Origin of the sequence: Campylobacter concisus (assembly GCF_003048605.1) — a bacterium.
GTDB lineage: Bacteria > Campylobacterota > Campylobacteria > Campylobacterales > Campylobacteraceae > Campylobacter_A > Campylobacter_A concisus_BM.
Genome location: NZ_PIRX01000004.1, coordinates 188,696 through 213,943, shown reverse-complemented (window position 1 = coordinate 213,943; position 25,248 = coordinate 188,696). Strand labels below are relative to the sequence as shown.

The 25,248-nt window shown below is 39.4% G+C and carries 25 protein-coding genes; 14 read left to right on the top strand and 11 right to left on the bottom strand.

Going from position 1 to position 25,248, the window contains the following annotated elements:
• Nucleotides 1-22: 22 nt before the first annotated feature.
• The 4 genes from pseG to CVS86_RS04645 are packed head-to-tail and all read left to right on the top strand — an operon-like array spanning nt 23 to nt 4,409.
• Nucleotides 23-868, top strand: a complete 846-nt coding sequence (pseG, locus tag CVS86_RS04660; RefSeq protein ID WP_234399231.1) for a UDP-2,4-diacetamido-2,4,6-trideoxy-beta-L-altropyranose hydrolase — start codon at nt 23-25, stop codon at nt 866-868.
• Nucleotides 853-1,311 (top strand): UDP-4-amino-4,6-dideoxy-N-acetyl-beta-L-altrosamine N-acetyltransferase, encoded by a 459-nt coding sequence (pseH, locus tag CVS86_RS04655; protein ID WP_107791125.1) that lies wholly within the window; start codon nt 853-855, stop codon nt 1,309-1,311. The genes pseG and pseH overlap by 16 nt, the downstream gene beginning before the upstream one ends.
• Nucleotides 1,312-1,314: 3 nt before the next feature.
• Nucleotides 1,315-2,346: a pseudaminic acid synthase gene (gene pseI, locus CVS86_RS04650; protein WP_107791124.1), complete on the top strand. Its 1,032-nt coding sequence runs from the start codon at nt 1,315-1,317 to the stop codon at nt 2,344-2,346.
• The gene (locus CVS86_RS04645) at nt 2,343-4,409 is read left to right on the top strand and encodes a motility associated factor glycosyltransferase family protein (RefSeq protein WP_107791123.1); all 2,067 of its coding nucleotides are present in this window, start codon (nt 2,343-2,345) and stop codon (nt 4,407-4,409) included. Before pseI ends, CVS86_RS04645 begins: the two co-directional genes overlap by 4 nt.
• A 319-nt stretch (nt 4,410-4,728) precedes the next feature.
• Here CVS86_RS04645 and CVS86_RS04640 read toward each other — a convergent pair whose 3' ends face one another.
• Nucleotides 4,729-6,240, bottom strand: coding sequence for a flagellin B (locus tag CVS86_RS04640; RefSeq protein ID WP_087581428.1), 1,512 nt, complete (start codon nt 6,238-6,240; stop codon nt 4,729-4,731).
• A 201-nt stretch (nt 6,241-6,441) separates the two neighbouring features.
• Here CVS86_RS04640 and topA point away from each other — a divergent pair, with 201 nt between their 5' ends.
• The 4 genes from topA to crcB all read left to right on the top strand — a co-directional run bounded on the left by topA (nt 6,442) and on the right by crcB (nt 10,924).
• On the top strand, nt 6,442-8,559 hold the full coding sequence (gene topA / locus CVS86_RS04635; protein WP_107791122.1) for a type I DNA topoisomerase: 2,118 nt from the start codon (nt 6,442-6,444) through the stop codon (nt 8,557-8,559).
• A gap of 59 nt (nt 8,560-8,618) precedes the next feature.
• Nucleotides 8,619-9,338, top strand: a complete 720-nt coding sequence (locus tag CVS86_RS04630; protein ID WP_107791121.1) for a leucine-rich repeat domain-containing protein — start codon at nt 8,619-8,621, stop codon at nt 9,336-9,338.
• Between the two features lie 393 nt (nt 9,339-9,731).
• The gene (locus tag CVS86_RS04625) at nt 9,732-10,571 is read left to right on the top strand and encodes a biotin synthase (RefSeq protein ID WP_107791120.1); all 840 of its coding nucleotides are present in this window, start codon (nt 9,732-9,734) and stop codon (nt 10,569-10,571) included.
• Nucleotides 10,571-10,924 carry a fluoride efflux transporter CrcB gene (gene crcB / locus CVS86_RS04620; protein ID WP_107791119.1) on the top strand — a complete coding sequence of 118 codons (354 nt, stop codon included), beginning with the start codon at nt 10,571-10,573 and terminating at the stop codon, nt 10,922-10,924. The genes CVS86_RS04625 and crcB overlap by 1 nt, the downstream gene beginning before the upstream one ends.
• 6 nt (nt 10,925-10,930) lie before the next feature.
• On the opposite strand, the gene CVS86_RS09880 is transcribed toward crcB, so the two are convergent.
• A complete protein-coding gene (locus CVS86_RS09880; protein WP_199906517.1) occupies nt 10,931-11,074 on the bottom strand; it encodes a hypothetical protein in 144 nt (47 codons plus the stop codon).
• A 377-nt stretch (nt 11,075-11,451) separates the two neighbouring features.
• Nucleotides 11,452-11,934, bottom strand: a complete 483-nt coding sequence (locus CVS86_RS04615; RefSeq protein ID WP_107791118.1) for a hypothetical protein — start codon at nt 11,932-11,934, stop codon at nt 11,452-11,454.
• Between the two features lie 115 nt (nt 11,935-12,049).
• Between CVS86_RS04615 and CVS86_RS04610 the strand changes: the two genes are divergently transcribed.
• From CVS86_RS04610 to CVS86_RS04600, 3 genes are read left to right on the top strand one after another with little or no spacing between them, the layout of a single operon-like run.
• Nucleotides 12,050-13,213 (top strand): cation:proton antiporter, encoded by a 1,164-nt coding sequence (locus CVS86_RS04610; RefSeq protein ID WP_107791117.1) that lies wholly within the window; start codon nt 12,050-12,052, stop codon nt 13,211-13,213.
• 2 nt (nt 13,214-13,215) lie between these two features.
• Nucleotides 13,216-14,493: a citrate synthase gene (locus CVS86_RS04605; protein WP_009294940.1), complete on the top strand. Its 1,278-nt coding sequence runs from the start codon at nt 13,216-13,218 to the stop codon at nt 14,491-14,493.
• Nucleotides 14,490-15,293, top strand: coding sequence for a 3'(2'),5'-bisphosphate nucleotidase CysQ (locus tag CVS86_RS04600; protein ID WP_107791116.1), 804 nt, complete (start codon nt 14,490-14,492; stop codon nt 15,291-15,293). The genes CVS86_RS04605 and CVS86_RS04600 overlap by 4 nt, the downstream gene beginning before the upstream one ends.
• 2 nt (nt 15,294-15,295) lie before the next feature.
• Here CVS86_RS04600 and CVS86_RS04595 read toward each other — a convergent pair whose 3' ends face one another.
• From CVS86_RS04595 to CVS86_RS04560, 8 genes are read right to left on the bottom strand one after another with little or no spacing between them, the layout of a single operon-like run.
• Nucleotides 15,296-15,760, bottom strand: a complete 465-nt coding sequence (locus CVS86_RS04595) for a damage-inducible protein (RefSeq protein WP_107791115.1) — start codon at nt 15,758-15,760, stop codon at nt 15,296-15,298.
• 1 nt (nt 15,761) lies between these two features.
• Nucleotides 15,762-17,318 (bottom strand): class I SAM-dependent methyltransferase, encoded by a 1,557-nt coding sequence (locus CVS86_RS04590; protein ID WP_107791114.1) that lies wholly within the window; start codon nt 17,316-17,318, stop codon nt 15,762-15,764.
• A 9-nt stretch (nt 17,319-17,327) separates the two neighbouring features.
• Nucleotides 17,328-17,825, bottom strand: a complete 498-nt coding sequence (locus tag CVS86_RS04585; RefSeq protein ID WP_103608543.1) for a redoxin family protein — start codon at nt 17,823-17,825, stop codon at nt 17,328-17,330.
• Between the two features lie 36 nt (nt 17,826-17,861).
• Complete coding sequence (gene modB / locus CVS86_RS04580) at nt 17,862-18,536, bottom strand: molybdate ABC transporter permease subunit (protein ID WP_107791139.1); 675 nt, start codon at nt 18,534-18,536, stop codon at nt 17,862-17,864.
• Nucleotides 18,536-19,393 carry a sulfate/molybdate ABC transporter ATP-binding protein gene (locus tag CVS86_RS04575; protein WP_107791113.1) on the bottom strand — a complete coding sequence of 286 codons (858 nt, stop codon included), beginning with the start codon at nt 19,391-19,393 and terminating at the stop codon, nt 18,536-18,538. Before CVS86_RS04575 ends, modB begins: the two co-directional genes overlap by 1 nt.
• A gap of 2 nt (nt 19,394-19,395) precedes the next feature.
• Nucleotides 19,396-19,785: a TOBE domain-containing protein gene (locus tag CVS86_RS04570; protein WP_107791112.1), complete on the bottom strand. Its 390-nt coding sequence runs from the start codon at nt 19,783-19,785 to the stop codon at nt 19,396-19,398.
• The gene (gene modA / locus CVS86_RS04565) at nt 19,782-20,537 is read right to left on the bottom strand and encodes a molybdate ABC transporter substrate-binding protein (RefSeq protein ID WP_107791111.1); all 756 of its coding nucleotides are present in this window, start codon (nt 20,535-20,537) and stop codon (nt 19,782-19,784) included. The genes CVS86_RS04570 and modA overlap by 4 nt, the downstream gene beginning before the upstream one ends.
• Complete coding sequence (locus CVS86_RS04560; RefSeq protein ID WP_107791110.1) at nt 20,538-21,320, bottom strand: TOBE domain-containing protein; 783 nt, start codon at nt 21,318-21,320, stop codon at nt 20,538-20,540.
• A gap of 154 nt (nt 21,321-21,474) precedes the next feature.
• Here CVS86_RS04560 and CVS86_RS04555 point away from each other — a divergent pair, with 154 nt between their 5' ends.
• Genes CVS86_RS04555 through CVS86_RS04545 form a run of 3 tightly spaced genes read left to right on the top strand, consistent with a single transcriptional unit; the run spans nt 21,475 to nt 25,246 of the window.
• A complete protein-coding gene (locus tag CVS86_RS04555) occupies nt 21,475-22,191 on the top strand; it encodes a VacJ family lipoprotein (protein WP_103639566.1) in 717 nt (238 codons plus the stop codon).
• A gap of 2 nt (nt 22,192-22,193) precedes the next feature.
• A complete protein-coding gene (locus CVS86_RS04550) occupies nt 22,194-22,796 on the top strand; it encodes an ABC transporter substrate-binding protein (protein WP_103608536.1) in 603 nt (200 codons plus the stop codon).
• The gene (locus CVS86_RS04545) at nt 22,796-25,246 is read left to right on the top strand and encodes an efflux RND transporter permease subunit (protein WP_107791109.1); all 2,451 of its coding nucleotides are present in this window, start codon (nt 22,796-22,798) and stop codon (nt 25,244-25,246) included. Before CVS86_RS04550 ends, CVS86_RS04545 begins: the two co-directional genes overlap by 1 nt.
• The last annotated feature ends 2 nt before the right edge of the window (nt 25,247-25,248 follow it).

Sequence of the window (25,248 nt, the reverse complement as noted above, 5' to 3'; positions counted from 1 at the left end):
AGAATTTAAAGGACTCTCCTTGATAAAAACGCTCGTGCGCGCTGATAGTAGCAGCAAGATAGGGCATGGGCACATCAGGCGAGACCTTTTGCTTGCTAAAAAATTTAGCAACATCTCATTTGCATCTTTAAGGCTAGATGGTGACATTTTTGATGAGATAAACTACCCTAAATTTAGTTTAAGTAGTGGCGAGATAGATGAGCTTTGCGAGCTTATCAAAGATAATAAATTTGAACTTCTCATCATCGATCACTACGGCTTTAGCTTTGAAGATGAAAGAGCTATAAAAGAAAAAACTGGCGTTCAAATTTTATCATTTGACGACACTTACGAAAAACATTTTGCAGACTATATTTTAAATGTAAATTTATATGCGCAAAAGGCAAGATATGAGGGGCTTGTAGAAAAAAGTTGTGAGGTATTTTGTGGGAGAGAGTTTTTGCTAGTTAGAGATGAGTTTTATGAAGAAGCGCAGGTAAAAAGGGAGAAAATTTACGACTATGCTATCATTCTTGGAGGCACTGATATTTCAGGTCTTAGCGCTAAAATTTCAGAAAAACTACTCTTAAAAGGGCTAAAAACAGCGGTCATAACAACTAGTGGAAATAAAAACTTAAGCGCACTAAAAGAGTTATCAAGTAAAAATGAAAATTTTAGCCTTTTTGTAGATAGTAAAAATGTAGCAAAGCTGATGAATGAAGCCAAAATGCTCATCATAACAGCAAGCTCGCTTGTAAACGAGGCTTATGTTTTAGGAGCCAAATTTAAAGCCATTTGCGTAGCGGAGAATCAAAAAAAGATCTTTGCTTGGCTCAAAGAAAATGGATATGAAGCTTACTGGGGAGATGAAATTTGCTTGAGCTTATAAATTTTACCTTGCTTAGTGACGAGCAAAAGCTGATGGTCTTAAAGTGGCGAAACGACGAGCGCATAGCCAAATTTATGAAAAACAAAAGCGTTGGCAAAGAGGAGCATTTTGCTTTTTTAGAGAGATTAAAGAGCATTCAAGATAAGATCTATTTTTTAGTAAAAGATGAGAGCGAATTTATAGGAGTGATAAGCTTTGTTGATATCACGAAAGAGAGTTGTGAATTTGGCGTTTATAAAAACCCAGAGCTAAAAGGAGTGGGCAAAAAGCTGCTTGATCTCATAAAAGACTACGCTTTTTTTACATTAAAAGTTGGCTCGCTAAAGGCAAAAGCTTATAACAACAACGAAAAAGCGCTCGCACTTTATGAAAATTTCGGCTTTAGGATCTACGCAAAAGATGATGAATTTAGCTATCTTGAGCTTAAAAAAGAAACGGACTAGCGGATGAAAATAGGAAATTTTGATACAGACAAAAAGGTCTTTATAATAGCAGAGCTCTCTGCTAATCACAGCGGTAGCCTAAAAACGGCGGTAGATACGATAAAGGCGGCTAAGCACGCTGGAGCTGACGCGATAAAGCTTCAGACATATACGCCCGATAGCCTGACTCTAAATTCACGCCTAGATGATTTTGTCATAAAGGGCGGACTTTGGGATGGGAGAAATTTATACGAGCTTTACCAAGAGGCGCTAACGCCAAGAGAGTGGCATGCTGAGCTTTTTAAAGTGGCAAAAGAGGAGGGGCTTGTCTGCTTTTCAAGCCCATTTTGCAAGGACGATGCCAACTTCTTAGAGCAGTTTAACCCGCTAGCTTATAAGATCGCAAGCTTTGAAGTGACGGACTATGATTTTGTAGAGTTTGTAGCCAAAAAAGGTAGGCCCATCATCATCTCAACTGGCATAGCCTATGAAGAAGAGATACAAGACGTGGTGCAAATTTGCAAAAATGCGGGCAATAGCGACATCGCCCTTTTAAAATGCACTTCAAGCTACCCAGCGCCGCTAAATGGCATGAATTTACAAACGATAGCTGATATGAGAGAGAAATTTGGCGTTGAAGTGGGCTTTTCAGATCACACTTTAGGCGTGACAGCCCCAGTTGTTGCGGTTAGTTTGGGCGCTAGGATAGTTGAAAAACATTTTATACTTGATAAAAGCGTAAAAAGCGTTGATAGCGCATTTAGCCTTGATGAGAGTGAATTTGCTCTTATGACAAAGTGTGTTAGAGAGGCCGAGGAGCTTTTGGGCAAAGTAAGCTATGAACTAGATGAAAAAGCGGTTTTAAACAGGAGATTTTCACGATCACTTTATGCAAGCGAAGATATAAAAAAAGGTGAAATTTTTAGTGAGCAAAATGTAAGGAGCGTGCGCCCAGGATATGGCTTGCACCCTAAATTTCTAAAAGAGCTAGTTGGCAAAAAAGCAAAAAGAGATATAAAATTTAGTGAGAGGATAACAAAGGAGGATCTGATATGAGTGATGAAAATAAAGTTTATAAGCTAGATGACCTTGAGGTATCTAAAAATAAAAAACGTAAAAAGATAGATGAGGCAAAGAGAAAAGTACTCGAAAGTAAGATGACAAATATAAAGAATCCTATCTTTCAAAAAAACCTCCAAGCACTTTTTCAACAAGATGAGATTTTAGCTGCTAGGCTTTGGTCTATTGTTGGCAATAAAGATTACGAAATCTTTATAGGAAAAGACCCTATTGATATAAATTTAATAAACAAACATACTTTTAAATATATATATGATAATCCAGCTACCGATATACTAAAACTACTTGAAGATACAGAAAAGGACTATAAACGTTATCCGATGTTATTTTTTTATGGTCTGGGCAATGGCATACTTTATAAAGCACTAGCAAAAAATGAAACTCATCAAAAAATAGTAGTTATAGAACCAGAGATCGAAATTATATATCTTGTTTTAAATGTCGTTGATCTTTCAAATGAGCTAGCAAGTGGGCAGATAATACTTTTTTACTCAAAATTTGCAACATATACGCATTTTTATTACCTAGTGACAGAAGCTAAGCTAAATTCGTATGCCAAGACTTACGATCTCAAGGTTCATGCACCTTTTTATGATCAATATGAAGAAGATTATATAAGGATAAATAAAGAGATTACAAGAGCATTTTCTCAGATAGTAGTATCTCATGGTAATAGTATTGATGATCTTTTGCTTGGCACAAGGCAAAACTGCGAAAATTTAACGCCTATGATTAAAAATTATTGTTACGCAAGTCTTGTAAAGAAAAGACATGGCTTGATGGATACAGCTATCATCGTCTCAACTGGTCCGAGCTTGGACAAACAGCTTAAAACGCTTAAAGAATTTGCACCATACGCTACTATTATAAGTGTTGATGCTTCTTACCCAATCCTTGCAAAGCATGATATAGCTCCTGACTATGTAATATCTATGGAAAGAGTATTGCCTACTTCAACTTTTTTTGAGAAAAAATATCCAAAGATCGATGATAATATTTATTTTATAGTTGCCTCTGTTACACATAAACAAACTATAAAAAACATCTTGCCAAGAAGGCTAGTTTTAACCATGAGACCTCAACAAGAAGAACAAATGTTTGGTATGAAAAGATATGGATATTTGGGCGTTGGACATAGTTGTGCCAATATGGCTTATCAACTAGCTTATGTTTTAGGTCACAAAAACATTGTTTTTATAGGGCAAGACTTAGCTTTTGGAAAAGATGGTGCAAGCCATGCAAAAGGACATGCTTTTGCGCGAGCTGATGAGAATTTATATGTTAAGGCTTATGGAGGAGTTGGAGAGGTTAGAACAACATATGTTTGGACATTATTCAAAAATCAGTTTGAAAATGACATTGCTCAATCAAGTCTGGAAGGCATTAAGTCTTATAATTGCACAGAAGGCGGTGCTAGAATAGAAGGAACCACAGAAAGACCATTTTTAGATGTTATGGAAGAACTTTGCAAAGGCAAAAAGGTAAAGACGCTACCTAACATCAGAAAAGATAGTGAAACTACTTTAAATAAAAATTTACTAAAAGCCTATGAAGTAATAAAAACAAAGGTAAAAATCCAAAGCCAAGTAAAACATCAAATAGAAAAAGTCTTTTTAGATGTAGTGCCTAGCATAGATAAGCTACTCAAACTAAACAATGAAAATAAAATAACCGAAAAGCATTTTAATGAGCTTCTTAAAATAACTAAAAAAATAGATAGGCTCAAAGATACAATTGCAAAAAAAAGTTATCAAAAATATATAGAAAATGTCATACAAATTTCAGTTTATTATCAAGAGCTTGAGCTTGCTAAAATTGCAGTAGCTCCTAGCGATACTAAGATTCAAAAAGTAAATAAACTACTCGAGTGGGTTGAAATGCACAAGTACTGGATGTTCTCTGCAGCAGGCGGGCTAAATGCTGATATAGAAGTAACTAAAAAAGCTTCAAAGCCTCTTGTTGCTGAGCTAAAAAAGAGAAAGCTAATAACTAAAAATGAGATAGGAAACGCAAAAGAGGATTTCAAACTAAGTATATAGATAAATTTGCAAGTAAATTTTTGCTTGCAAATTTCTATCAAATTTATTTGCTTATACAAATGCTATTAATATTTAAATTTAAAAATACAAACCTTTTAAGAAACTAATTAAAACCAACAACTGTAAATTTAACTTTTATTTTTTTTGAATTAGAAAACCCCAAAGACAAGCTTTGGGGCTGGGGGTTTGCGTATTGTAAAAGCATTAACACATTTAAGGCTTTGCTACTGCAACAAAGCCTTATTTAAAACTTAATTTAACTAGCTACGTTATTGTAGAAGTTTCATTACGTTTTCAAGGAAACTTCACTCAGCTCCTACTATTGTAGTAGCTTCATTACGTTTTGTTGAACGCTGTTTGCTTGACTCATAGCATAAGCACCTGATTGAGCTAGGATGTTATGTTTTGAGAAGTTAGCAGACTCGCTAGCAAAATCTACGTCCCTGATTTGTGATTCTGCTGATTTTACGTTAACTTGAGTTACAGTTATGTTGTTAACTGTAGCTTGAAGTTGGTTTTGAACTGAACCAAGGTCTGAACGAACTTGATCAAGTGTTTTTTGAGCTGACTCAGCGATACTCATAACAGCCATCGCACCGCGAAGTGTCATAACACCTGCAGATTGAGCTGCTGTTAAGGCACCACTCATTCTTTGAAAGCCCATAGCCATAGCTAGTTTGCCTTCTATTTGACCTCTTACGTCTCTTAATGATACTGATTGCTCTGAGCCACCATTTGAATAGTCAAATGCTTTGTCTAGTTTAAAAGCAGTTGTTCCTTCTAGCTTGATATCTCTACCATCAAGGCGAACAAGATTTAGCCTACCAACAAAGCCAGCTGTTAAAGATGTACCTTTGGCACCTGTACCTTTGCCGCCAAGACCTTTTGATATACCAGTTCCAGTAGCTACGATAGCACGACCATCACGACTTGTTAGTACCATCTTACCTGTCTCGGCATCAACTGAAGCTTCAACGCCAGTTTGATCTTTTACAGAGTTGATAGCATTTACAAGTGCACCATTTGAGTCATTTGCTTTAACATCTAAGTCGCCAATGATTACACCATTGATTTTTAGATCTTTGATTAAACCACCAGTAATAGCAGCACTAGCTTTCCAAGTAACATCAGCTGTAGCTCTAACACCAGTTTTATCAGCAACTTTGTTGATATTTTCAACCAAAGCACCAAGACCTTTACCAATACCGGTTGAAATAGTAGCAGATGTGACACCTACATCATTTACGCCATCAACTTTTAAAAATTTAAGGTCTATTTTGCCCATAGCTGTAAGTAGTTTTGAACTCTCAAAACGTGTAAGACCGATCTTGTCAGATGTAGTCGCACCAATACTTGCTTTAACAGTTTGGTTTGAATAAGCACCTATTTGGAACTCTTTGTTTGTAAATGTTCCGTTTAGTAGTTGCTGACCGTTAAATGAAGTAGTGTTACCGATATTGTCAAGCTCCTCCATTAGACGAACGATATCAGACTGTAATGATTGGCGTGATTGAGTTGTTTGGCCGTCTTGAGCTGATTGAGTAGCTTTAGTCTTGATAGTATCAAGAATTTTTAGCTGCTCGTCCATAGCTTTGTCGGCAACTTGAATGATACCAATAGCATCATTACCATTTGCAATAGCTTGACCTAGAGCTGAAGCTTGGCTTCTTAAGCTATCTGCGATAGATAGACCTGAAGCGTCATCTGCAGCTGTTTGAATTCTAAGACCAGAACTAAGTTTGTTAAGTGACTTAGATAGGTCAACGTTGTTGCTAACTGCGTTAGCGTGTGTGTTAAGTGCGTTTACGTTTGTGTTAATACGAAAACTCATTGTAAATCCTTTTATGTTTTAAGTTACGACTTCATGTCGCACGAAAACTATATCGATCGGTTTTTAAAAAAGTTTAGAGCTATGCATAAAAATTTTTATAAAAAACAAAAATCGCGCTTCACCTAAAAATTTTTCACACGTTACACTCTAAAAAATTATTTCTGCTACAATTACGCCAAAAAATTCAAAGGCTATATATAAATGAAAAGCTTAATCATCGTGGAATCTCCCGCAAAAGCAAAGACTATCAAAAATTTCTTAGACAAAAGCTACAACGTCATAGCCTCAAAAGGCCACATCAGAGATCTGCCAAAAACTAGCTTTGGCATCAAGATAGAGGATGATAAATTTACCCCAGAGTATCGCATCAGCAGCGATCACTCTGCCATCGTAAAAGAGATAAAAGAGCTTGCTAAAGGTGCAGATGAAATTTACCTCGCGACCGATGAGGATAGAGAGGGTGAGGCGATCGCGTTTCACATCGCAAATGCCATCGGCAAAGAGCCAACCAGCCTGCCTCGCATCGTCTTTCACGAGATCACCAAAAGCGCCATACAAAACGCTCTAAAAAGCCCAAGACACGTCGATATGAACAGCGTCAATGCCCAGCAAACAAGGCGCTTACTTGACCGCATCGTTGGCTACAAGCTAAGCCCGCTTTTAAATTTAAAGATACAAAAAGGCTTAAGCGCTGGACGTGTGCAAAGTGCAGCTCTAAAAATAATAGTTGACCGCGAGCGTGAAATCCAGGCGTTTAAACCAGTCGAATACTACACCATTGACACCGTTTTTAAAAAAGATCTAGACGCCGAGCTAGTTAAATTTGAAAATCAAAAGATCGAAAAGCTAACCATCCAAAATCCAGACCGCGCAAAATACATCATTGAAAATTTACAAAATGAGAAATTTAGCGTCCGTGAGATCGAGAGCAAGGATAGAAAGATCCAGCCAAGCCCGCCATTTATGACCTCAACACTTCAGCAAAGTGCGAGCAACCGCCTTGGCTTTAGCCCTAAAAAGACAATGATGATCGCGCAAAGCCTCTATGAGGGCGTGCAAACAAACGAGGGCTTCATGGGTGCGATCACTTACATGAGAACGGACAGCTTAAATTTAGCCAAAGAGGCCGTCGCAGCCGCTAGAGAGCATATCCTGCAAAACTATGGCAAAGAGTATCTGCCAGCCAAAGCGATAAGCTACACGACAAGCTCAAAAGGCGCGCAAGAAGCCCACGAAGCGATTCGCCCTACAAATTTAAACTTCACACCACAAATCGCCGCTAAATTTTTAGAAAAAGACGCGCTCAAACTCTACACACTCATCTACAATAGATTTTTAGCCTGCCAAATGAGCGCATGTGTGAGCCAAACGCAAAATGTCTATGTCGCAAGCGAAAAAGGCGAGTTTAAGATAAGCGGCAGAAAGGTGCTATTTGACGGCTTTTACAAGGTTTATGGCGAGCTTGACAAGGATAAAATTTTGCCAAATTTAAAAAAGGGCGACGAGATGAGTTTGCAAAGCATAAAAAGCACGCAAAACTTCACCGAGCCACCAGCCAGGTACTCTGAAGCTGGCCTTGTTAAAAAGCTAGAAAGCCTTGGCATCGGCCGTCCAAGCACCTACGCACCGACCATCTCGCTACTAACATCAAGAGACTACGTGAGGATCGAGAAAAAGCAACTCATACCAAACGAGATCGCATTTAGCATGATAGGCGTTTTAGAGGAGCACTTTAGTAACATCGTAGATAGCGAATTTACCTCACATCTTGAAGAAAAGCTCGATGAGATCGCACTTGACAAGGCTGACTGGCAAAAGGTGCTAAGCGACTTTTACTATCCATTTATGGAAAAAATAAGCGCTGGCAAAACTGGCATAAAAAGCCTAAAAACAGCAACTCCGATCGGCGAGAAGTGCCCAGAGTGCGGAAGCGAGCTAGTGCTTAGAAAGGGCAGATACGGTGAGTTTATCGCTTGTTCAAATTTCCCAAAATGCAAATACTCAAGAAACGTTGCAAAAGATAATGAAAAGAGCGCAGATGCAGGCGCTACTACTGCGGCTGCTAAGCCAAAACGCGAGCTTAAAAAGCTTGACGTGCCATGTCCAAAATGCGGTGGCGAGATCGTCGAGAGATTTAGCAGGCGTGGCAAATTTTATGGATGTGCCAACTATCCAAAATGCGACTTCATCTCAAACTACGAGCCAGTCGCGCAAAAATGCGATGAGTGCGGCGGCGATATGATCAAAAAAGAGCTTAAAAAAGGCACTTTTATAGAGTGCACAAAGTGTAAGAAAAAGACACTTATCTCTGAAAATTAAAATTTCTAGCCAAATTTGAGCCTTTGAGCCTAAATTTGGCTTATAAATTTGGACTTTAAATGCCTGAAACTATCGTAGAGGTTAGCCAGTATAAAGGGCAAAAGAGCCTTGTGATAAACTGCACGCAGCTAGGGGACAGCTTCACACCGCAGTATAAAACCGCCAAGCAAAAAAGAGCGGTGCTTGATGAGTGGTGCGACTTTTTAAGAAGCGAGCAGGAGGCATTTGATGAGCTTAACATTTGCACCAAAATGCCTCAAGAGCTCTTTGACGCGGTGTGCTGCCAAAGAAATTTAAAGAGCCTTCACATCAAATGGGGCTCGTATGAGAGCCTTGACGCGCTAGCAAATCTTTCTAGCCTAGAGAGCCTTTTTGTAGGTTCTGGTGCCAGCGTAAAAAGCATCGCGCCGATCGCGACACTTACTGGGCTTGAAAGCCTTACGGTGGAGAATTTTCAAAAGATAAGCGACTACTCTGCGCTTTCAAATTTGCAAAATTTAAAGAGCTTAGAGATCAGTGGCGACGGACTTTCGCCTAAATTTATCCGCATCGAAAGCTTAGAGTTTTTACGCCAGATGCCTGAGCTAACCAGCCTTGTGATATTAACGGCTAGGCTAAAAAGCAAGGACTACTCGCCTATCTTGTCTCTAAAATCCCTCACCCACCTCAGTCTGCCACCACAACATGCACTTTTTGGACTTTTCGACGAGCTTAGCGCTTTACCAAATTTAAAAACAGGGCTTTTAAAAGAAAGGGCGGAAATTTATAAGAAAAGATGATGCTGTAAATTTAAGTTTTTGCTCGGCTTGCAGTAAATTTGATAGTTTTAGGCAAATTTTAAAATTTCACTCACTCGCAAAAGTTGGCTACTAAAATTTGGCTTTGCTTATCGCTTAGCTCAAATTTTAGAGCCGAAATTACTCGTTTATGAAATTTTAAAATTTACTTGACACTTATTTGACTTGAGAAAGCAAATTTGCAAATTTTAAAACTTTACTCACTTGCCTTAGCAGACCACCGAATTTAGACCTCGTAGTCACTCACCACTAAATTTGGAGCCGTGATATGCCAGCTCTAATTTTAAAATTTACCTATTTTTCGTAAATTCAAGACGATCATACTTAAATTTTAAACCTACCAAAGCTATAATACGCCCCAAAAAAGGATCAAAAATGAAAACAATCATGCTTTGTGCGATATGCTCCGTCACGCAGGGAAACTGCGCTGAGGACTGCGCTTATTGCACGCAAAGTGCCAAAGCTGGCGCTGATATCACAAAATTTAAAGAAAAAAGCGTGCAGCAGGTGGTGGACGAAGCCAAAATGGCTTATAAAAACCACGCTCTTGGCTTTTGTTTAGTCACAAGTGGCGCTAGGCTAAATGACAAAAAGACCGACTACATCGCTTCTTTGGCGCGCGCCGTAAGCAAAGAAGTGCCAAATTTGATGCTCATTGCATGTAACGGCATGGCAACTTACGAGCAGCTTTGTGAGCTTAAAAATGCTGGCGTTTTTAGCTACAACCACAACCTAGAAACAAGCCGCGAATATTTCTCCAAAATCTGCACAACGCACTCTTGGGACGAGCGATATCAGACAAATTTAGACGCAAAAAGGGCTGGGCTCATGCTTTGCACTGGCGGCATTTACGGCGTTGGCGAGAGCGAGGCTGATAGGGTGAGCTTTAGAGCTAGCCTAAAAGAGCTTGAGCCGTTTTCGTCGCCTATAAATTTTTTCATAAAAAGTGACGCCCTGCGCCTTGTTCAGCCACCTCTTAGCGCGGATGAGGCCCTAAAAATCGTGCGTGAGACCAAAAGCGCACTGCCAGAAACTAGGGTCATGATAGCTGGTGGCAGGGAGAAGATATTGGGCGAGAGGCAGTACGAGATCTTCGAAAATGGCGCAGACGCGATCGTGATAGGCGACTACCTTACCGCAAAGGGAGAGAAGGCAAGCAAGGACATCGAGGAGCTTACAAAGCGCGGTTTTAGCTTCGCAAGCATCTGCCACTAATGCTTGTAAATTTACTTTTTGCGGGGCTTGGAGGTTTTATCGGAGCTGGGTGCAGGTTTTTAGCTGGCGAGCTACTTAAATTTAGCCACTTTCCCCTAGCCACGCTTGGCGTAAATGTGCTTGGTAGCTTCATTATCGGCGTTTTATTTTGCCTAAATTTAAGCCAAAGCGTGAGAGTGTTCTTAGTCGTTGGCATACTTGGTGGCTTTACCACATTTTCAAGCTTTAGCCTTGATAGCGTGAAATTTTTACTAGAAGGCGAACTCATAAAAGGCTTTTTAAATATATTTTTAAACCTTAGCCTTTGCCTGCTTGCAAGCTATCTTGGCATTTTGCTTGGCAAAAATTTATGAGTTTTTTTAAGGTGTGTAATAAATAACTTCTTTTATACCATTTTGCAAATTTGCAAATTTTAAAATCTTACTCACTCGCCTTAGCAGACTACTAAATTTAGGCTGCACTACGTTTAGCACTAAATTTAGAGCCGTGATATGCTCGCTCATAAATTTTAAAATTTGTTATAAACTCCTTTGACAAAAAACACATGCGGCACGATAGTGCTATCGCATGCCCCTTGAACGTGCGAGGGGATTGAGGGATCTAAAGGGAGATAAGGGGACGGCTTCGTGTCTGCCCCGCAGTTGCGAGCCTGCGAAGCAAAATTCAAGTCCCCTTGTCTCCCTTTTTGATAAATTTATATCGCAGAGTAAATTTTTAAAATTCCATTCACTCGCAAGAGTTGGCTACTAAAATTTGGCTTCGCTTTCAGCTTAGCTCAAATTTTAGAGCCGAAATTACTAGTTCATGAAATTTTAAAATTTACTTGACGCTCACCGATATACAAACGCATGCAGTGCGTAGTACCGCTACATTTGCCTCTCTACCTAGCCTCTACCTTTGGCATCTGTAGCATAAAATTTCTAGCTTCGCTTAAAAGCACCGGTTTAAGCGCATCTGCTAAGGTTTTTGGATCGTAAATCCTCTCATACGAAAGCATCATAACTCCATCTTTTTTAAGTAAAAAGTGGATTATTTCTATATTTTTGCTCTTAGTTTCATCTTTTATAAGGGCTAAAATTTGATCATTTTCTTCACTAAAAAGCACGTTTTTATCTTGCTTAAGAACCCTTTTTAGCTCTTCTAGCTCACTTTTTGTCTTGACATCTTTGTCAAACTTTACTCTAAAAGAGGCAAAGTGCTCGTCCATGTTTTCATTTTTTAAAAAGTAAAAACTCTCATTTTTAACCACTTGCTTTTTATAAAATGTGCTGCCATCAAACCTAAAACTCTCAACCAAGCTTAGCTCATCTGCCAAAGAAAAGACGCCAAAAAATATCAAAATAAAAAGGCTAAATTTACGCATAAAATTTCACTCCAAATTTCTAAAATAGCCACCATTTTGCCCAAATTTCGCTTAGCTTAATCAAAAAATAACAAAGCTTTTTATACAATCAGGCATTTTTATTTTAAGGATCTTTTTGCAGTTACACCAAGCAAGCGAGCTTAGCATCCTTGTCGTTTTGGCATTTATCGTCTTTGCTTCGCCTTATATTTCTAAAATTTTACGCATCCCAGTCGCGCCTGCTGAGATACTACTTGGAGCGGTTGCTGGCTACATCGGAGTTGTCGGCGAAAACGAGATGTTTAAGCTCATCAGCGAAGTTGGCTTTTTCTTTTTGATGTTTCTAGCTGGCATGGAGATCGATCTTAGGATGCTCATAAACATCGACCGTAAAATTTTGCGCCTTGGGCTCATCTACCTAGCGCTCATCTACGCTCTAGCCACGGCCTTGACGCTAGGACTTGAGCTAAGCCTGCTTTACATCATCATCATCCCGATAATGGCCGTTGGTATGGTATTTACACTATTTAAGGAGTATGGCAAGCAGCAAGAGTGGCTAAATTTAAGCATGCTAATAGCAACTATCGGCGAGCTTTTAAGCATCACGCTTCTAACATTTACCGCTGCTTACTTGCAGTTTGGAGCGAGCATAAATTTATGGCTAACGATTGGCTATTTGATCCTATTTTTGGCTATCAGCGTGCTTAGCTTTAAAATTTTGGACGTGCTTTTTTGGTGGTATCCAGGGCTTAAAGTGATTCTCATGCCGCACTACGACAAGGACGAGAAGGATATCAGGCTTTGCATCGCGGTATTTTTCACGATGATAGCCTTGATGCTCTACCTAAATTTAGAGGTCGCCTTTGGTGCGTTTATCGCAGGTATGTTTATCACGACATTTTTTGATCACAAAAAGGACTTGCCACACAAGCTTTCAAGCTTTGGATTTGGCTTTTTGGTGCCGATATTTTTCATCCACATAGGCTCTACCTTTAAGCTTTCAAGCCTAGGATCTAGCGAAGTGATAAAGGATGCTATTTTTATATTTTTAGCGATGCTTGGCACCAGAGTTGTATCTAGTTTGCTCTTTTTGGGCAAGCTTGGCTTTAGAGGGATATTTTTATTTTCAGTTTCACAGTCTATGCCGCTCACTCTTTTGATCGCAGTTGCTACTATCGCACACAAATCAGGCGAGATAAGTGACTATTCTTACTCATCTTTCATCCTAGCAAGCCTCGCACAAGCTATAATAGGAGCTATAATCATCAAAATTTTAATGCAATCAAAAAGCAAGGAGTAAAAATGTCATCAAATACAGCCACACTAATCGACAACCGAACTGGCAAGAGCTATGAATTTCCTATCCTAAAAGGCACTATGGGGCCAGATGTCATCGACATATCGACCTTCTTTAGTGACACTGGGATGTTTACCTTTGACAGGGGCTACACCTCAACTGCGATGTGCCGCTCAGCCATAACCTACATCGATGGCCTAAAGGGTGAGCTCATGTATAGAGGCTACGACATCGCATATTTGGCTGAAAATAAGACATTTTTAGACGTTGCCTACCTGCTTTTAAATAAAGAGCTACCAACTAGCGAGCAATACAGGGGCTTTAAAGATGAGCTCAAAAAAAGAAGCTTCATACACGAGGGCATGATGAAGCTTTTTGATGCATTTCCAGACAAAGCGCACCCTATGGCGATATTGCAAGCAGCGGTCTCAGCGCTAAGTGCCTTTTACTCAGACCACCTAAATATGGATAAGCCTGAAGAGTACCACGAGATGGCTATGCGTATCATCGCTAAGATCCCAACGATAGCGGCTTTTAGCTATCGCTACTCACGCGGGCTTCCTATCATCTATCCAAATTTAGATCGTGGCTTTACTGAAAATTTCCTCTACATGATGAGGGGCTATCCATACGAGCACGTCGATCTTAAGCCTATCGAGATCAAGGCGCTTGACACAGTCTTTATGCTCCACGCTGATCACGAGCAAAACGCCTCAACGACTACTGTTAGGACCGTTGGCTCTACGCACGCGCACCCATACGCATGTATAAGTGCAGGTATCGGCGCCCTTTGGGGCTGGGCTCATGGCGGGGCAAACGAGGGTGTCATCCGCCAGCTTGAAGAGATCGGCTCGGTCGCAAATGTCGATAAATACATCGCTAGAGCAAAAGATAAGAACGATCCATTTAGACTAATGGGTTTTGGTCACAGGGTCTATAAAAACTTCGACCCTCGCGCAAAGGTGCTTAAAAAGATGAGAGATCAGCTGATGGATGAGATTGGCATTAGCTCAGAGCTCATAAAGATCGCCAACCGGATCGAAGAGATCGCGCTAAATGACGACTACTTTGTAAGTAGAAATTTATATCCAAACGTCGATTTTCACTCAGGGCTCATCTTAAAAGCGCTTGGCATACCAAACAATATGTTTGCCGTCATTTTTGTCATCGGTAGGACGCCAGGCTGGATCAGCCAGTGGATCGAGCTAAAAGAGCAAGACACTATAAAGATCGTCCGCCCAAGACAGCTCTACGTCGGAGAGACAAACAGAACACCAAAATGAGCGAGCTTTTAAATTTAGCCATCAAGGCAGCCATCAGCGCTGGGGGTGAGATAATGAAATTTTACTCATCTAATAGCCAGGCGCTTAAAGTCTGCCTAAAAGATGACAGCTCGCCGCTAACTAGCGCTGATCTAGCGGCAAATGAGGTGATACTAAAAGAGCTAAGCAAAAGTGGGATAAAAATTTGCTCTGAAGAGAGCATCTTGCAAGAGAGTGACAAAGATGAGTTTTGGCTAGTTGATCCCCTTGATGGCACGAAAGAATTTCTAGCTAGAAATGGCGAATTTTGCGTTTGTATAGCGCTTATAAAAGAGGCTAGGCCGGTGCTTGGCGTCATTTTTATCCCAGTTAGCAAAGAGCTTTTTTACGCTGATGAAAACGGCGCTTTTAAAGAAATTTTAGGCGCAAATGATGAGGTCGTAGCAAGAGATGATCTAAATGAAAAAGCTAAAAGCTTAAATAACTTCATCTTTTCAAGCAGAAGAGGCGAGACGAAGAGGGCCACGCTTATAAGAGATAGTTTAAATTTAGAGCAAAAATGCATCGGATCTGCCATTAAATTTTGCCGTTTAGCCGAGCTTGGCGGGATATATGTGAGATTTAGCCCGAGCTATCTTTGGGACAACGCTGCAGGCGAGGCGGTAGTGAAATTTAGCGGTGGCAAGGTCTTAAATGCTAGCGATAGATGCGAGCCAAGCTACAAGCTAGCGGATCTAAAAAGCCCATTTTACGTAGCTTTTGGCAAAAATACTTTGGGCTTAGAAGATGAAGTTTTTAAGCTTATAGAGCAGGGCAGATAAGGCTACTTGCACCTTATCTCACCACTCATCTTTAAAAATGCGCTCTCGTTTTGCTCTAAAAATTTATTTGCCGCTTCTAAATCCTGAAATTTATCTTTTAGTCTGATCACTAAAGTGCCACATTTTAGCTCTCTAGCTCGCTCTAAACTAGCATCAAAGCTTTGCGCGAGATCATTTACGCTTTTTATCAAAAGATCGTTTTTACCTAGCTCTTTTACGCTAAATTTAGCGTGTCTCTCAGCTCTTACTACGCCAAGATAGTTTGCGACTTTAGCGTTACTTATGTAGATGAAAACTCCCTCACGCAAGTTGCTGCTAAATGCCACTGCATCATCTTGCTCAAGTATCTTTGCAAGCTCTTCGCCGCCATAGTTTAGACTGCTTTTAATATTTAGATTTTTCACGCTTGGCTTGCTAGCACAACCTGCTAGAAATATACAAAATATAAGAGCAAAAGTTCTTTTCATTTTAAATTTCCTCAAGCAAATAGAGCATGCTAGCTATTCTTATAGTGCCTGCTACATAGTTCAATATATTTGATACAACCTTGTTTCTTTTTATCTCCTTGCCATTTGTTTCAAAAAACTTGACATCATTTTCTTTTATAAATTTTAAAGCTTTGGTTACAATATCTTCTAAGTTATTTTTACCATCTAGTAGTAAAAATATATAATAATCAACCAAATTTAGTTTTTCAGAAACTCCAAATTTATTTGCAAAAACAATATCCGTCTTATCTTTATGTTTTAAAAAATACTTAACATAATTTATCAAATTTGGGTTTAGCCTTGAATACCCTGGCCTATACTCTATATCTTTTAGATCATCTTTTAACGTCATCACATTGCCTGAATTTGTTAATATTCTTATAAACGAAGCATAAACTGTAAGCTTATCTTCTGGTAAAATTTCTAAAATTTGAGAGAGATTTATGCTGGCTGGAAACATCTTGTTAAAGACTTCACAAAGCCAAGATATATCTTGTGGCATGATATGAAATCTATCATACCATCCATCATCTCTTTTTATAAAATCCGCCACAACGTGAAGTTTATTTATATCACTTGGACCTATCTGCTTTGCCTTAACAACATCAAAAGTATTTTTATGAACGATTAGGCTCTGCCTAAAAAGCCTCATATTTAAAATATCCAAAAATTGCTCACTTTGTATACGATCAGTAAAGTGTGTATTTTTAAAATCATCCACAAGATCATTTCCAAAGTTTGGAGCAAAAATATCTTTAAGGTCACAATCGCAAAGATAAGCTAAGTCAAATTTATCTATTTTTTCGCAAAAGTCTTTAAAGTAAAATGGGTCATTTATATCTTCTAAAAACTCATGTGCTACGTAGAAGTCATCTTTACTAAGAATATCATCTATCCAATTAATAAGCGACTTAACTGGCATGACACTTTCAAATTTTTCATTATCTCTTGTTAGCAAGACCTCTTTATAGACTAAAAGCGCCTCTTTAGCAGCTTTTAGCTGCTCTTCTGTGCTATCTTTATCTTTTGCGGCGAGCAGCATGAGATCACGCACGACATCTTTTACTTTCCAACCTGGGTATGTGTTATAAGAGATAAACGCCACGCCGTTTTGGCTTAAATTTTCTCTTACGACCCTTAAAATAGCATCTTTTACAAAGTCAGGCACCCAGCTAAAGACGCCGTGAGCGATGATGTAGTCAAATTTCTCATCACTTTTAAACTCGCAGATATCGCCGTGGATTAGCTCTAAATTGCTTAGACCTATCTCTTTTACGATCTCTTTGCCACGTCTTATTTGCTCGCCGCTAAGATCGATGCCAACTACTCTTGCGTTCTCGTTATTTACGGCAAATGGGATCAAATTTCCACCAAAACTGCACCCTATCTCTAAAACTTTTGCGTTTTTGCAAGGCGGTGGGTTGATGCCAAGAAGCGTAGCGCAAGCCTCTAGTTTATAGGGCGATGACTGCGCAAATGCTGCTGATTTATATGTTAGCTCGTCGTAAGACTTTTCGATCTTGCTATTTTTGTCCATTTTCTATCCTTAGTAGTCTTCGTTTTTTATCTTCTCCAGCATATTTTTAGCGTCGTTTTCAGGCTCATCAACGATATATGCTCGCCTTATATTGCCACCTTTTATGATAAGTGTTTGACGAAAGTAAAATTTATGCCCATTTGAAGCTGCAAATACAGGTAGTTCAAGCGCGCGCTCTAGCATAAACTCGCTATCGTTTAAAAACATCACGCCAGTTGCGGTCTCTTCTTCAAATTTCTTCTGAGCAGCGATATCTTGGGAGCCAATAGCTACTATCATAAAGCCAAGATCGTTAAATTCTTTAAGAAGTTTTTTGTAGTTTATCGCTTGCTTCGTGCAGCCTTTCATGCCCGCAGTATTTTGCAGCTGCTCGCTTAAAAGCTCAAAGTCCTCGCCTATCTTTGGATAGATAAAAACTACGCAGTCGTGGGTCCTTGCAAAGGCTGAAAAGTCAAATTCTTTACCGTCTAAAGTCCTTAGATAGATGCTTGTAGGCACTTTTATCATGTTTCGTCCTTTAAAAATTTTATCTATTATATATCTTTAAGCTTTTTTAGAATTTAAGAGATAGACGATAAAAAGAATGAAAAAGCTGATTATTAGCATCAAAAGTGCATAGATGTGAGCTTTGGTATAGTCAAGCATCTCAACTGCTTCAAATATCGCGATACTAGCGACCTTGCTCTCGCCAGCCACGCTGCCACCTATCATCAAAACTACGCCAAACTCACCCATCGTGTGAGCAAAACTAACGACGATCGCGGTTAGTAAATTTGATCTGATACTTGGCAAAATGACCCTAAAAATGGTCGTAAGCTTGCTTTTACCAAGGCTGTAACTCGCCTCAAAAAGGCTCTTTTTTAGGCTATTTAGTCCAGCGTAAATGGGCCCAAACATAAATGGCAGCGAGTAGATGCAGCTTGCTACGACAAGGCCTGTGAAGTTAAAGACTAGCCTCACGCCAAAGAGCTCTTCTATAAATTTGCCAAAAAATGAGTAAGGCGAGAGAAAAATGAGCAGATAAAAGCCAAGAACGCTTGGCGGCAGCACCAAAGGCAGCGAGATGATGGACTCTAAAAACGCCTTGCCAAAGAATTTCTTTTGCGACATAAAATAAGCAAGCCCTACGCAGAAGAAAAATAGTATAAAAGTCGTGATAAAAGAGAGCTTTAGCGAGAGCCAAAATGACCCATATTCAATATTTGCTAGCTCACTCATCATGCTTTTACCAAATTTACGCCAAAGGCTTTTGTGCTAACCACCACCGTGTCGCCAGCTCTTAGCCCACTAGCTTCTGCGCTACTTAGCACGACCTCGCAAATTTGGCGGTTTATTAGCACGCTTGCCACAAAAATGGCATCACGCTTTTTGATCTCCAAAACCTTAGCGTTAAATGCAAATTTCTGCGATCCTGCACTTTTTAAAAATATCTCGCTCGCACTGCCAGACCTTGAAATTTTGCCATTTTCAAGGACAAAAACCTTGCTGCAAAGCTTGTAAATTTCAGCTATGTCGTGACTTACTAAGATAACGCTCATCTTAAACTCATCGTGAAGTGCTAGCAAATAGTCTTGCAGCTTCTCACGCATAGCGTTATCTAGGGCGCTTAGTGGTTCATCAAGTAGTAAAATTTCTGGCTTTCTCATCACCGCACGAGCAAGTGCCACGCGCTGCTTTTGACCGCCTGAAAGTTCGCCTATCTTGGCGTTTTTTAGGCTCTTTAGCTCGCAAATTTCAAGCAGTTTGTCCGCTAAATTTTCATCATTATTTGCAAAGAGCAAATTTTTAAAGACATTCATATTTTCAAAAAGGGCGTAGTCTTGAAACAAAAAGCCGATATTTCGCTTTTGCGGGGCTAAATTTGTATTTTCATCAAAAAATATCTTATCTCCAACCTTTATCACGCCACATTGCGGGACTTCAAAGCCAGCGATGAGCCTTAAAATCGTCGTTTTACCTCCGCCACTTGCTCCATAAAGTGCGACAAACTCGCCACTTTCAAAAGCAAGCTCAGCCTCAAGCATAAATTTACCGCCACCGCCATTTAGCTCTTTTTTACAAGAAATTTCTATCATTTTTAAGCGCTTACGTGGATACTTGTTGATTTAACATAGGCAAATACCTGCTCACCTAACGCTAAATTTAGCCCTTTTAGAGCGTGATCTGAGATGATAGCCTCAAAGCAAAGTTGCTCACACTTTAGGCTAACTATGCTTAAAATTTCGCCGTGATTTATGTCAGCAACCTCGCATTTTAGCTCATTTTCAAGCGAACTAGCCTCAAGTCTAAGCCTTGATAGGACGACATCTGAGCTTTTGAAATTTAAGCTCACCTCATCATTTAGAGCAAATTTGCTAGCCTCATTTAAGGCTAGCATAAATAAATTTGTCCCTAAATTTAAGCACTCAAGCTCAAAAAAATTGACGCCATCTTTAGAAGAAATTTGAACGATCTTTGCTTTTATCATTTAGCTGGGACGTTATAACCAAATTTCTTGAAAATTTCTCTTGCTTTATCGCCTAGGACAAACTCATAAAATGCTTTAGCATCAGCGTTATTATCAGCATGTTTTAAAAGCACGATACCTTGATCGATCGGAGTGTAGAGCTCTTGAGGCACGAAGATGTAGTTAGTGCCCTCTTTGTATTTTTCCATTTTTTTGTCAAACAATGCACTAGCAGCGATAAAACCAACATCTGAAGCGCTCAAAGCTTGAGAAAGTGTCTCAGAAATTTTTTGAGCATAGACGATGTTTTTCTCTACTGCGTCATAAAGTTTTGCATTTTTAAGAGCCTCGATACTAGCTTTGCCGTAAGGTGCAGTCTCTGGATTTGCTATTGAGATCGCTTTTAAGCCGCGAACGACTTCGATGCCCTTTTTAAAATCCACGCCTCTGATAGAAAAGATAGCCACAGCGCCTTGTGCATAAACTTTTGGTGCAGCCACTGCAAAGCCTGTGTCGTAGGCTTTTTGCGCAAAGCCCATATCAGCAGCCATGAAGATATCAGCTGGGGCTGAGTTTTGTATCTGCGTGACAAGGCCGCCGCTTGCGCCAAGAGTTAGGTTGATCTTAGCGTTTGGATGAAGCTTGTTAAACTCTTTTATAAGCTCAGGAAACGCATAGGTCGTGTTTGCTGCGGCATAGACATTTACCTCTGCGCCAAAGGCGTTTATAGCTAGCAACGCCGCCACACATAGAAATTTAAAAACCTTTTTCATTTATACTCCTATTATGATTTGAGATGATTTTACTATTGCTAAAAGCGTGTCGCCAACGCCTATTTGCATATCCATCGCGCTATCTTTTGTGATGATGGCAGTTAAGGTCTGCTCGTCACTTAGTTTTAGCGTGACTTCGGCATTTACAGCGCCTATCTTTGCCTCGATGACCTCGCCTTTTAGCTGATTTTTAGTGCTTATTTTTAGATCAAGATCTTTTGCGAGAATGACTGCTGGCGCTTTAAAGATGAAAACTACCTTTTGACTCACTTTTAGGCCTAAATTTTTCTCGCTCTCAACTGTTATTGTCGCTTCAAGCGTGTTGCCATTGCTTAGCTTTGCGGTGATTTCAGAATTTACAGCGCCTCTATTTATACTAACGATCTCACATGAGAGCTGATTTCTCGCACTTAAATTCATACTCATCCTTTGTAAATTTATGATATCAACATCCTCAAAATCAACCTTTTGACAAATTTTTTGCAAAAAGTCCTTTTGCGTCTCGAGGATAGCGTCGTAAATTTTTATCAGTTTTTTGGCGTATGGGCTAAGCTCTGAACCGCTATTTTTCTTGTTGCCATCAGCTCTTATGATGAGAGGCTTGCTGCTTTTGTTGTTTATCGTATCTAAGCAGTCCCAAGCGTTTTTGTATGATATGCCGACAACCTCAGCCGCTTTTGTGATACTTTTTGTCTCTTTTATCGCCTTAAGTAGTGCTATATGCTTTGCCAAAACCTGCGTATCTTCGCCTAGAAATAGCTCTAAGTTTATATCTGCTTTCAAAATTTTAACCTCTAAATATATAATAATAATTTGCAAAGTATATCTAATTATATTAATACAAAAACTTAAAATTACAAATTTTCTTTAACTTTTTGTAAAGTTTCAAGAGGATAAAATCAAGCTGTATTTTATAAATAAATTTTAAGGTTTTATGATGAAATTTTTGCTTGCTATCTTTTGTAGCCTGCTTTTAGCCTGTGCCAGCGCCGATATAAACGCGACTAATGGCAATGAAAATGATGATTTTGATATTGAATTTGAGGCAAGAAGTGACGTTTTTGACCCGCTTAGTGGCTACAACAGAGTGATGACAAATGTAAATGACTTTATCTACATAAACATGCTAACTCCAGTGGCAAAAGGCTACGCTTATGTCGTGCCAGCCACAGCTAGAACGATGGTTGCAAATTTCTTTGACAACCTACTTTTCCCAGTGCGTTTTGTAAATAACCTGCTTCAGTTTAAATTTCAAAACGCCGGCGAAGAGACTTTGCGATTTTTAGCAAACACGATAATTGGCTTTGGAGGGCTAACAGACGGGGCAAAATACTATGATCTAAAGGCTCACAACGAGGACTTTGGACAGACCCTTGGATACTGGGGGCTTGGAAGCGGCTTTCACATCGTTTGGCCACTTATCGGACCATCAAATTTAAGAGATACTGGAGGCCTAGTTGGCGACTATTTTGCCGATCCTATTAGCTACGTAGACCCTATGCTTTTATCGCTTGGTATTATGTCTTATAGGACGTTTAATAGCTTTTCACAAGATCCAACCGCTTATGAAAAACTAAGAAAAGACGCGATCGATCTATATCCATTTTTACGCGATGCTTACGAGCAAAGACGCGATAAACTTATCAAGGAGTAAGTATGAAAATTTTAAAAATTATAGCGGCAATTTTACTTTTAGCAACTAGCCTTTTTGCCCTCTCAAAAGAGCAGATAAAGCCTGAGATAGAGGCAAAGACAGTTAAAGTGATCGAAATTTTAAAAAATACAAATTTAGATAACAATGCAAAGACAAAAGAGATTTTCGCTCTGCTTGATCCACTATTTGACTACAAACAGATGGCAAAGATCAGCCTTGGCAAACGCTACAACAGCCTAAGCGCTGACGAGCAAGCTAAATTTGACGCTGCATTTGAGCAAAAGCTAAAAAGCTCATACATAGATAAACTCTTAGGCTACAAAGACCAACAGATCCACATCACTGGAGAGAGTGAGCCTCAAAAAAATAGATACTGGCTCACATCCGAGCTTCTAAATGACGGCAAAAACTATGAATTTGTCTATAAATTTTACGATGCAAAAGAGCGTGGCTGGCTCATTTACGACCTTGATATCGTTGGTGTAAGCATCATTCAAACTTATAGAAGTCAGTTTGGCGACGTGCTAAATAATGCTGATTTTAATACGCTTTTACAAAAACTAAACGAAGCGGTTTTGCCTGATCAAAACAAAACTAATCCTTAATGCGACAAATTTTTAAATTTATCATTGCCAAAAACAAGCTTGTTATCTCGCTTGTGCTAGTTCTAAGCGTAGTTTTTGGCTACCTTAGCACAAAGCTTAGCATCGATGCTTCGGCTGAGACCTTGCTGCTTGAGCATGACCCTGATCTAAAAGCATATAGGCAGATCGCAAAGCGCTACGACTCGCCGGGGCTTTTGGTGGTCGCTTTTACTCCAAAAGATGATCTTTTTTCGCCTAAAAATTTAGAGCTTATTAAAAATTTGAGTGGCGAGCTAGCCAAAAACGATATGGTTAGCAGCGTCATCTCTATCTTAAATGTGCCGCTTCTAAATAGCGTAAAAGGTGGAGTTACAGGCATCTTGGATCACACGCCAACGCTAAGTGATAAAGATATAAATATCTCAAAAGCAAAGCTTGAGTTTGCAAAAAGTCCTATTTATAGCGGAAATTTGATAAGCAAAGATCTAAAAACCACAGCGATCGCGCTAAATTTAAAGCAAGATGAGAAATTTAACGAGCTTTTAAATGAGCGAAATTTACTTAGCCAAAAAGAGTCAAACGGCACTATCACGCAGGCAGAAAAGCTTAAATTTCAAGCACTTGTGGCTGAATTTAAAGCCTACCGAGATGAGCTTAGAAAGAGCGATCACAGCAACCTTGAAAAAATAAAGGCAACTATCGCTAAATTTAACGCAAACGATGAGCTGTTTTTGGGCGGCGCAAACATGATCGCTGATGATATGATAGGCTTTATAAAGAGCGATCTTTTGGTTTATGGGCTAAGTGTTTTAGCGCTTCTTAGCTTTAGTTTGTGGCTATTTTTTAGGCAGATTAGATGGATCGTTTTGCCGATGTTTATCTGTGCGGTAAGTGCCATTTTTACGACTGGAATTTTTGGTATGTTTGGTTGGGAAGTGACGGTCATTAGCTCAAACTACATTGCACTTCAGTTAATTATCACCATCTCAACAGTCATCCACCTAGTCGTTAGCTACAGAGAATTTTACGCAAGGCATCCAAAATACAGTCAAAACCAGCTCATCTATCTGACACTTCGTGACAAATTTTCTCCATCTTTTTGGGCGATATTTACAACAGTTATTGGCTTTAGCTCACTCATGAGTGCCGATATAAAGCCAGTTATCATGCTTGGCATTATGATGAGTGCTGGTATCAGCGTTTCACTAGTGCTTGCATTTTTGTTATTTGGCGCGGTAAATGTAAATTTAAAGAAGCTTGCCCCTGTTAGGACATTTGAAAATAGCTTTAAATTTACAAAATACTGCGAAAATTTGGCGCTAAACTCAAGAAAGATCATCTACGCAGTTTGCGTGCTAGTCGTCTGCTTTGGCGTTTATGGCATCAGTAAGATAAAGGTCGAAAACAGCTTCATTGGCTACTTTAAAGAGAGCACGCAGATCCGCCAAGGCATGCAGGTCATCGACACAAAGCTTGGTGGCACGATCCCAGTTGATGTGATAGTGAAATTTAAAGAGAGCGAGCCAAAACAAGAAAAAAATGATGAGAAAGATGACTTTGAAAGTGAGTTTGAAAACGACGCAAAGAGTGCAAAATACTGGTTTAACAGCTACCACACAAGAGTTGCAGAGAAAATCCACGACTATCTAAAAGAGCAAAATTTTGTAGGCAACGTAAGCTCTCTTGCAACGCTTATAAAGGCGATAAAAGAGCTAAATAACGGCGTTAGTGATGATTTTTTGCTAGCTGCGATGTATGAAAAGCTACCACTTGAGTATAAAAAGATCTTGCTAAGTCCTTACGTGAGCGTTGAAAACGACGAGCTTAGATTTAGCCTAAGGATCGTTGATAGCGATCCAAAGCTTAGACGAAATTTATTTCTAAAAGAGCTTAGAGAAGGGCTTTTAGAGCTAACTAAAAACGATAACGTAAGCATCGAAGTTGTCGGTATGATGGTACTTTATAATAACATGCTTCAAAATTTACTTAGCTCGCAGGTTGATACATTTGGACTAACGGTTGCGATACTTTTTGTCATATTTTGTTTTGTTTTTAGAATTATCAAGCTAGCAACCATCGCGATAGTTTCAAATTTGATCCCGCTTTGCACGCTCTTTGGCGTGATGGGATTTTTTGGCATACCGCTTGATGTGATGAGCATTACGATTGCTGCCATTAGTATAGGTATCGGTGTTGATGATATCATCCACTACATCCACCGCTTCAAAGAGGAGCTGCTTACAAAGAACGTTTTTGAGAGCATTAAGGCTGCGCACGCGAGCATAGGATACGCGATGTATTACACCTCATTTACTATTTTCCTTGGATTTAGCGTGATGATAACTAGCAACTTTATACCGACTATTTATTTTGGCTTGTTAACTGATCTTGTTATGGTCTTTATGCTACTTGGTGCGCTCATCATCTTGCCAAGTTTGATAGCAAGCTTTGTGAAAAAGCGCGAGGTATAAAT

Coding starts and splice junctions, on each gene's coding strand:
- CVS86_RS09880 (WP_199906517.1), bottom strand. CDS start 11,074: ATGAGCGAGCATATCACGGCTCTAAATTTAGTGCTAAACGTAGTGCAG.
- CVS86_RS04570 (WP_107791112.1), bottom strand. CDS start 19,785: ATGATAAAAGCAAAGATCGTTCAAATTTCTTCTAAAGATGGCGTCAAT.
- CVS86_RS04615 (WP_107791118.1), bottom strand. CDS start 11,934: ATGCGTAAATTTAGCCTTTTTATTTTGATATTTTTTGGCGTCTTTTCT.
- CVS86_RS04555 (WP_103639566.1), top strand. CDS start 21,475: ATGAAATTTTTGCTTGCTATCTTTTGTAGCCTGCTTTTAGCCTGTGCC.
- crcB (WP_107791119.1), top strand. CDS start 10,571: ATGCTTGTAAATTTACTTTTTGCGGGGCTTGGAGGTTTTATCGGAGCT.
- CVS86_RS04545 (WP_107791109.1), top strand. CDS start 22,796: ATGCGACAAATTTTTAAATTTATCATTGCCAAAAACAAGCTTGTTATC.
- CVS86_RS04600 (WP_107791116.1), top strand. CDS start 14,490: ATGAGCGAGCTTTTAAATTTAGCCATCAAGGCAGCCATCAGCGCTGGG.
- CVS86_RS04630 (WP_107791121.1), top strand. CDS start 8,619: ATGCCTGAAACTATCGTAGAGGTTAGCCAGTATAAAGGGCAAAAGAGC.
- pseI (WP_107791124.1), top strand. CDS start 1,315: ATGAAAATAGGAAATTTTGATACAGACAAAAAGGTCTTTATAATAGCA.
- CVS86_RS04625 (WP_107791120.1), top strand. CDS start 9,732: ATGAAAACAATCATGCTTTGTGCGATATGCTCCGTCACGCAGGGAAAC.
- CVS86_RS04605 (WP_009294940.1), top strand. CDS start 13,216: ATGTCATCAAATACAGCCACACTAATCGACAACCGAACTGGCAAGAGC.
- CVS86_RS04640 (WP_087581428.1), bottom strand. CDS start 6,240: ATGAGTTTTCGTATTAACACAAACGTAAACGCACTTAACACACACGCT.
- CVS86_RS04585 (WP_103608543.1), bottom strand. CDS start 17,825: ATGATAAAAGTGCCTACAAGCATCTATCTAAGGACTTTAGACGGTAAA.
- modA (WP_107791111.1), bottom strand. CDS start 20,537: ATGAAAAAGGTTTTTAAATTTCTATGTGTGGCGGCGTTGCTAGCTATA.
- CVS86_RS04550 (WP_103608536.1), top strand. CDS start 22,194: ATGAAAATTTTAAAAATTATAGCGGCAATTTTACTTTTAGCAACTAGC.
- CVS86_RS04575 (WP_107791113.1), bottom strand. CDS start 19,393: ATGATAGAAATTTCTTGTAAAAAAGAGCTAAATGGCGGTGGCGGTAAA.
- CVS86_RS04595 (WP_107791115.1), bottom strand. CDS start 15,760: ATGAAAAGAACTTTTGCTCTTATATTTTGTATATTTCTAGCAGGTTGT.
- modB (WP_107791139.1), bottom strand. CDS start 18,536: ATGAGTGAGCTAGCAAATATTGAATATGGGTCATTTTGGCTCTCGCTA.
- CVS86_RS04645 (WP_107791123.1), top strand. CDS start 2,343: ATGAGTGATGAAAATAAAGTTTATAAGCTAGATGACCTTGAGGTATCT.
- topA (WP_107791122.1), top strand. CDS start 6,442: ATGAAAAGCTTAATCATCGTGGAATCTCCCGCAAAAGCAAAGACTATC.
- CVS86_RS04590 (WP_107791114.1), bottom strand. CDS start 17,318: ATGGACAAAAATAGCAAGATCGAAAAGTCTTACGACGAGCTAACATAT.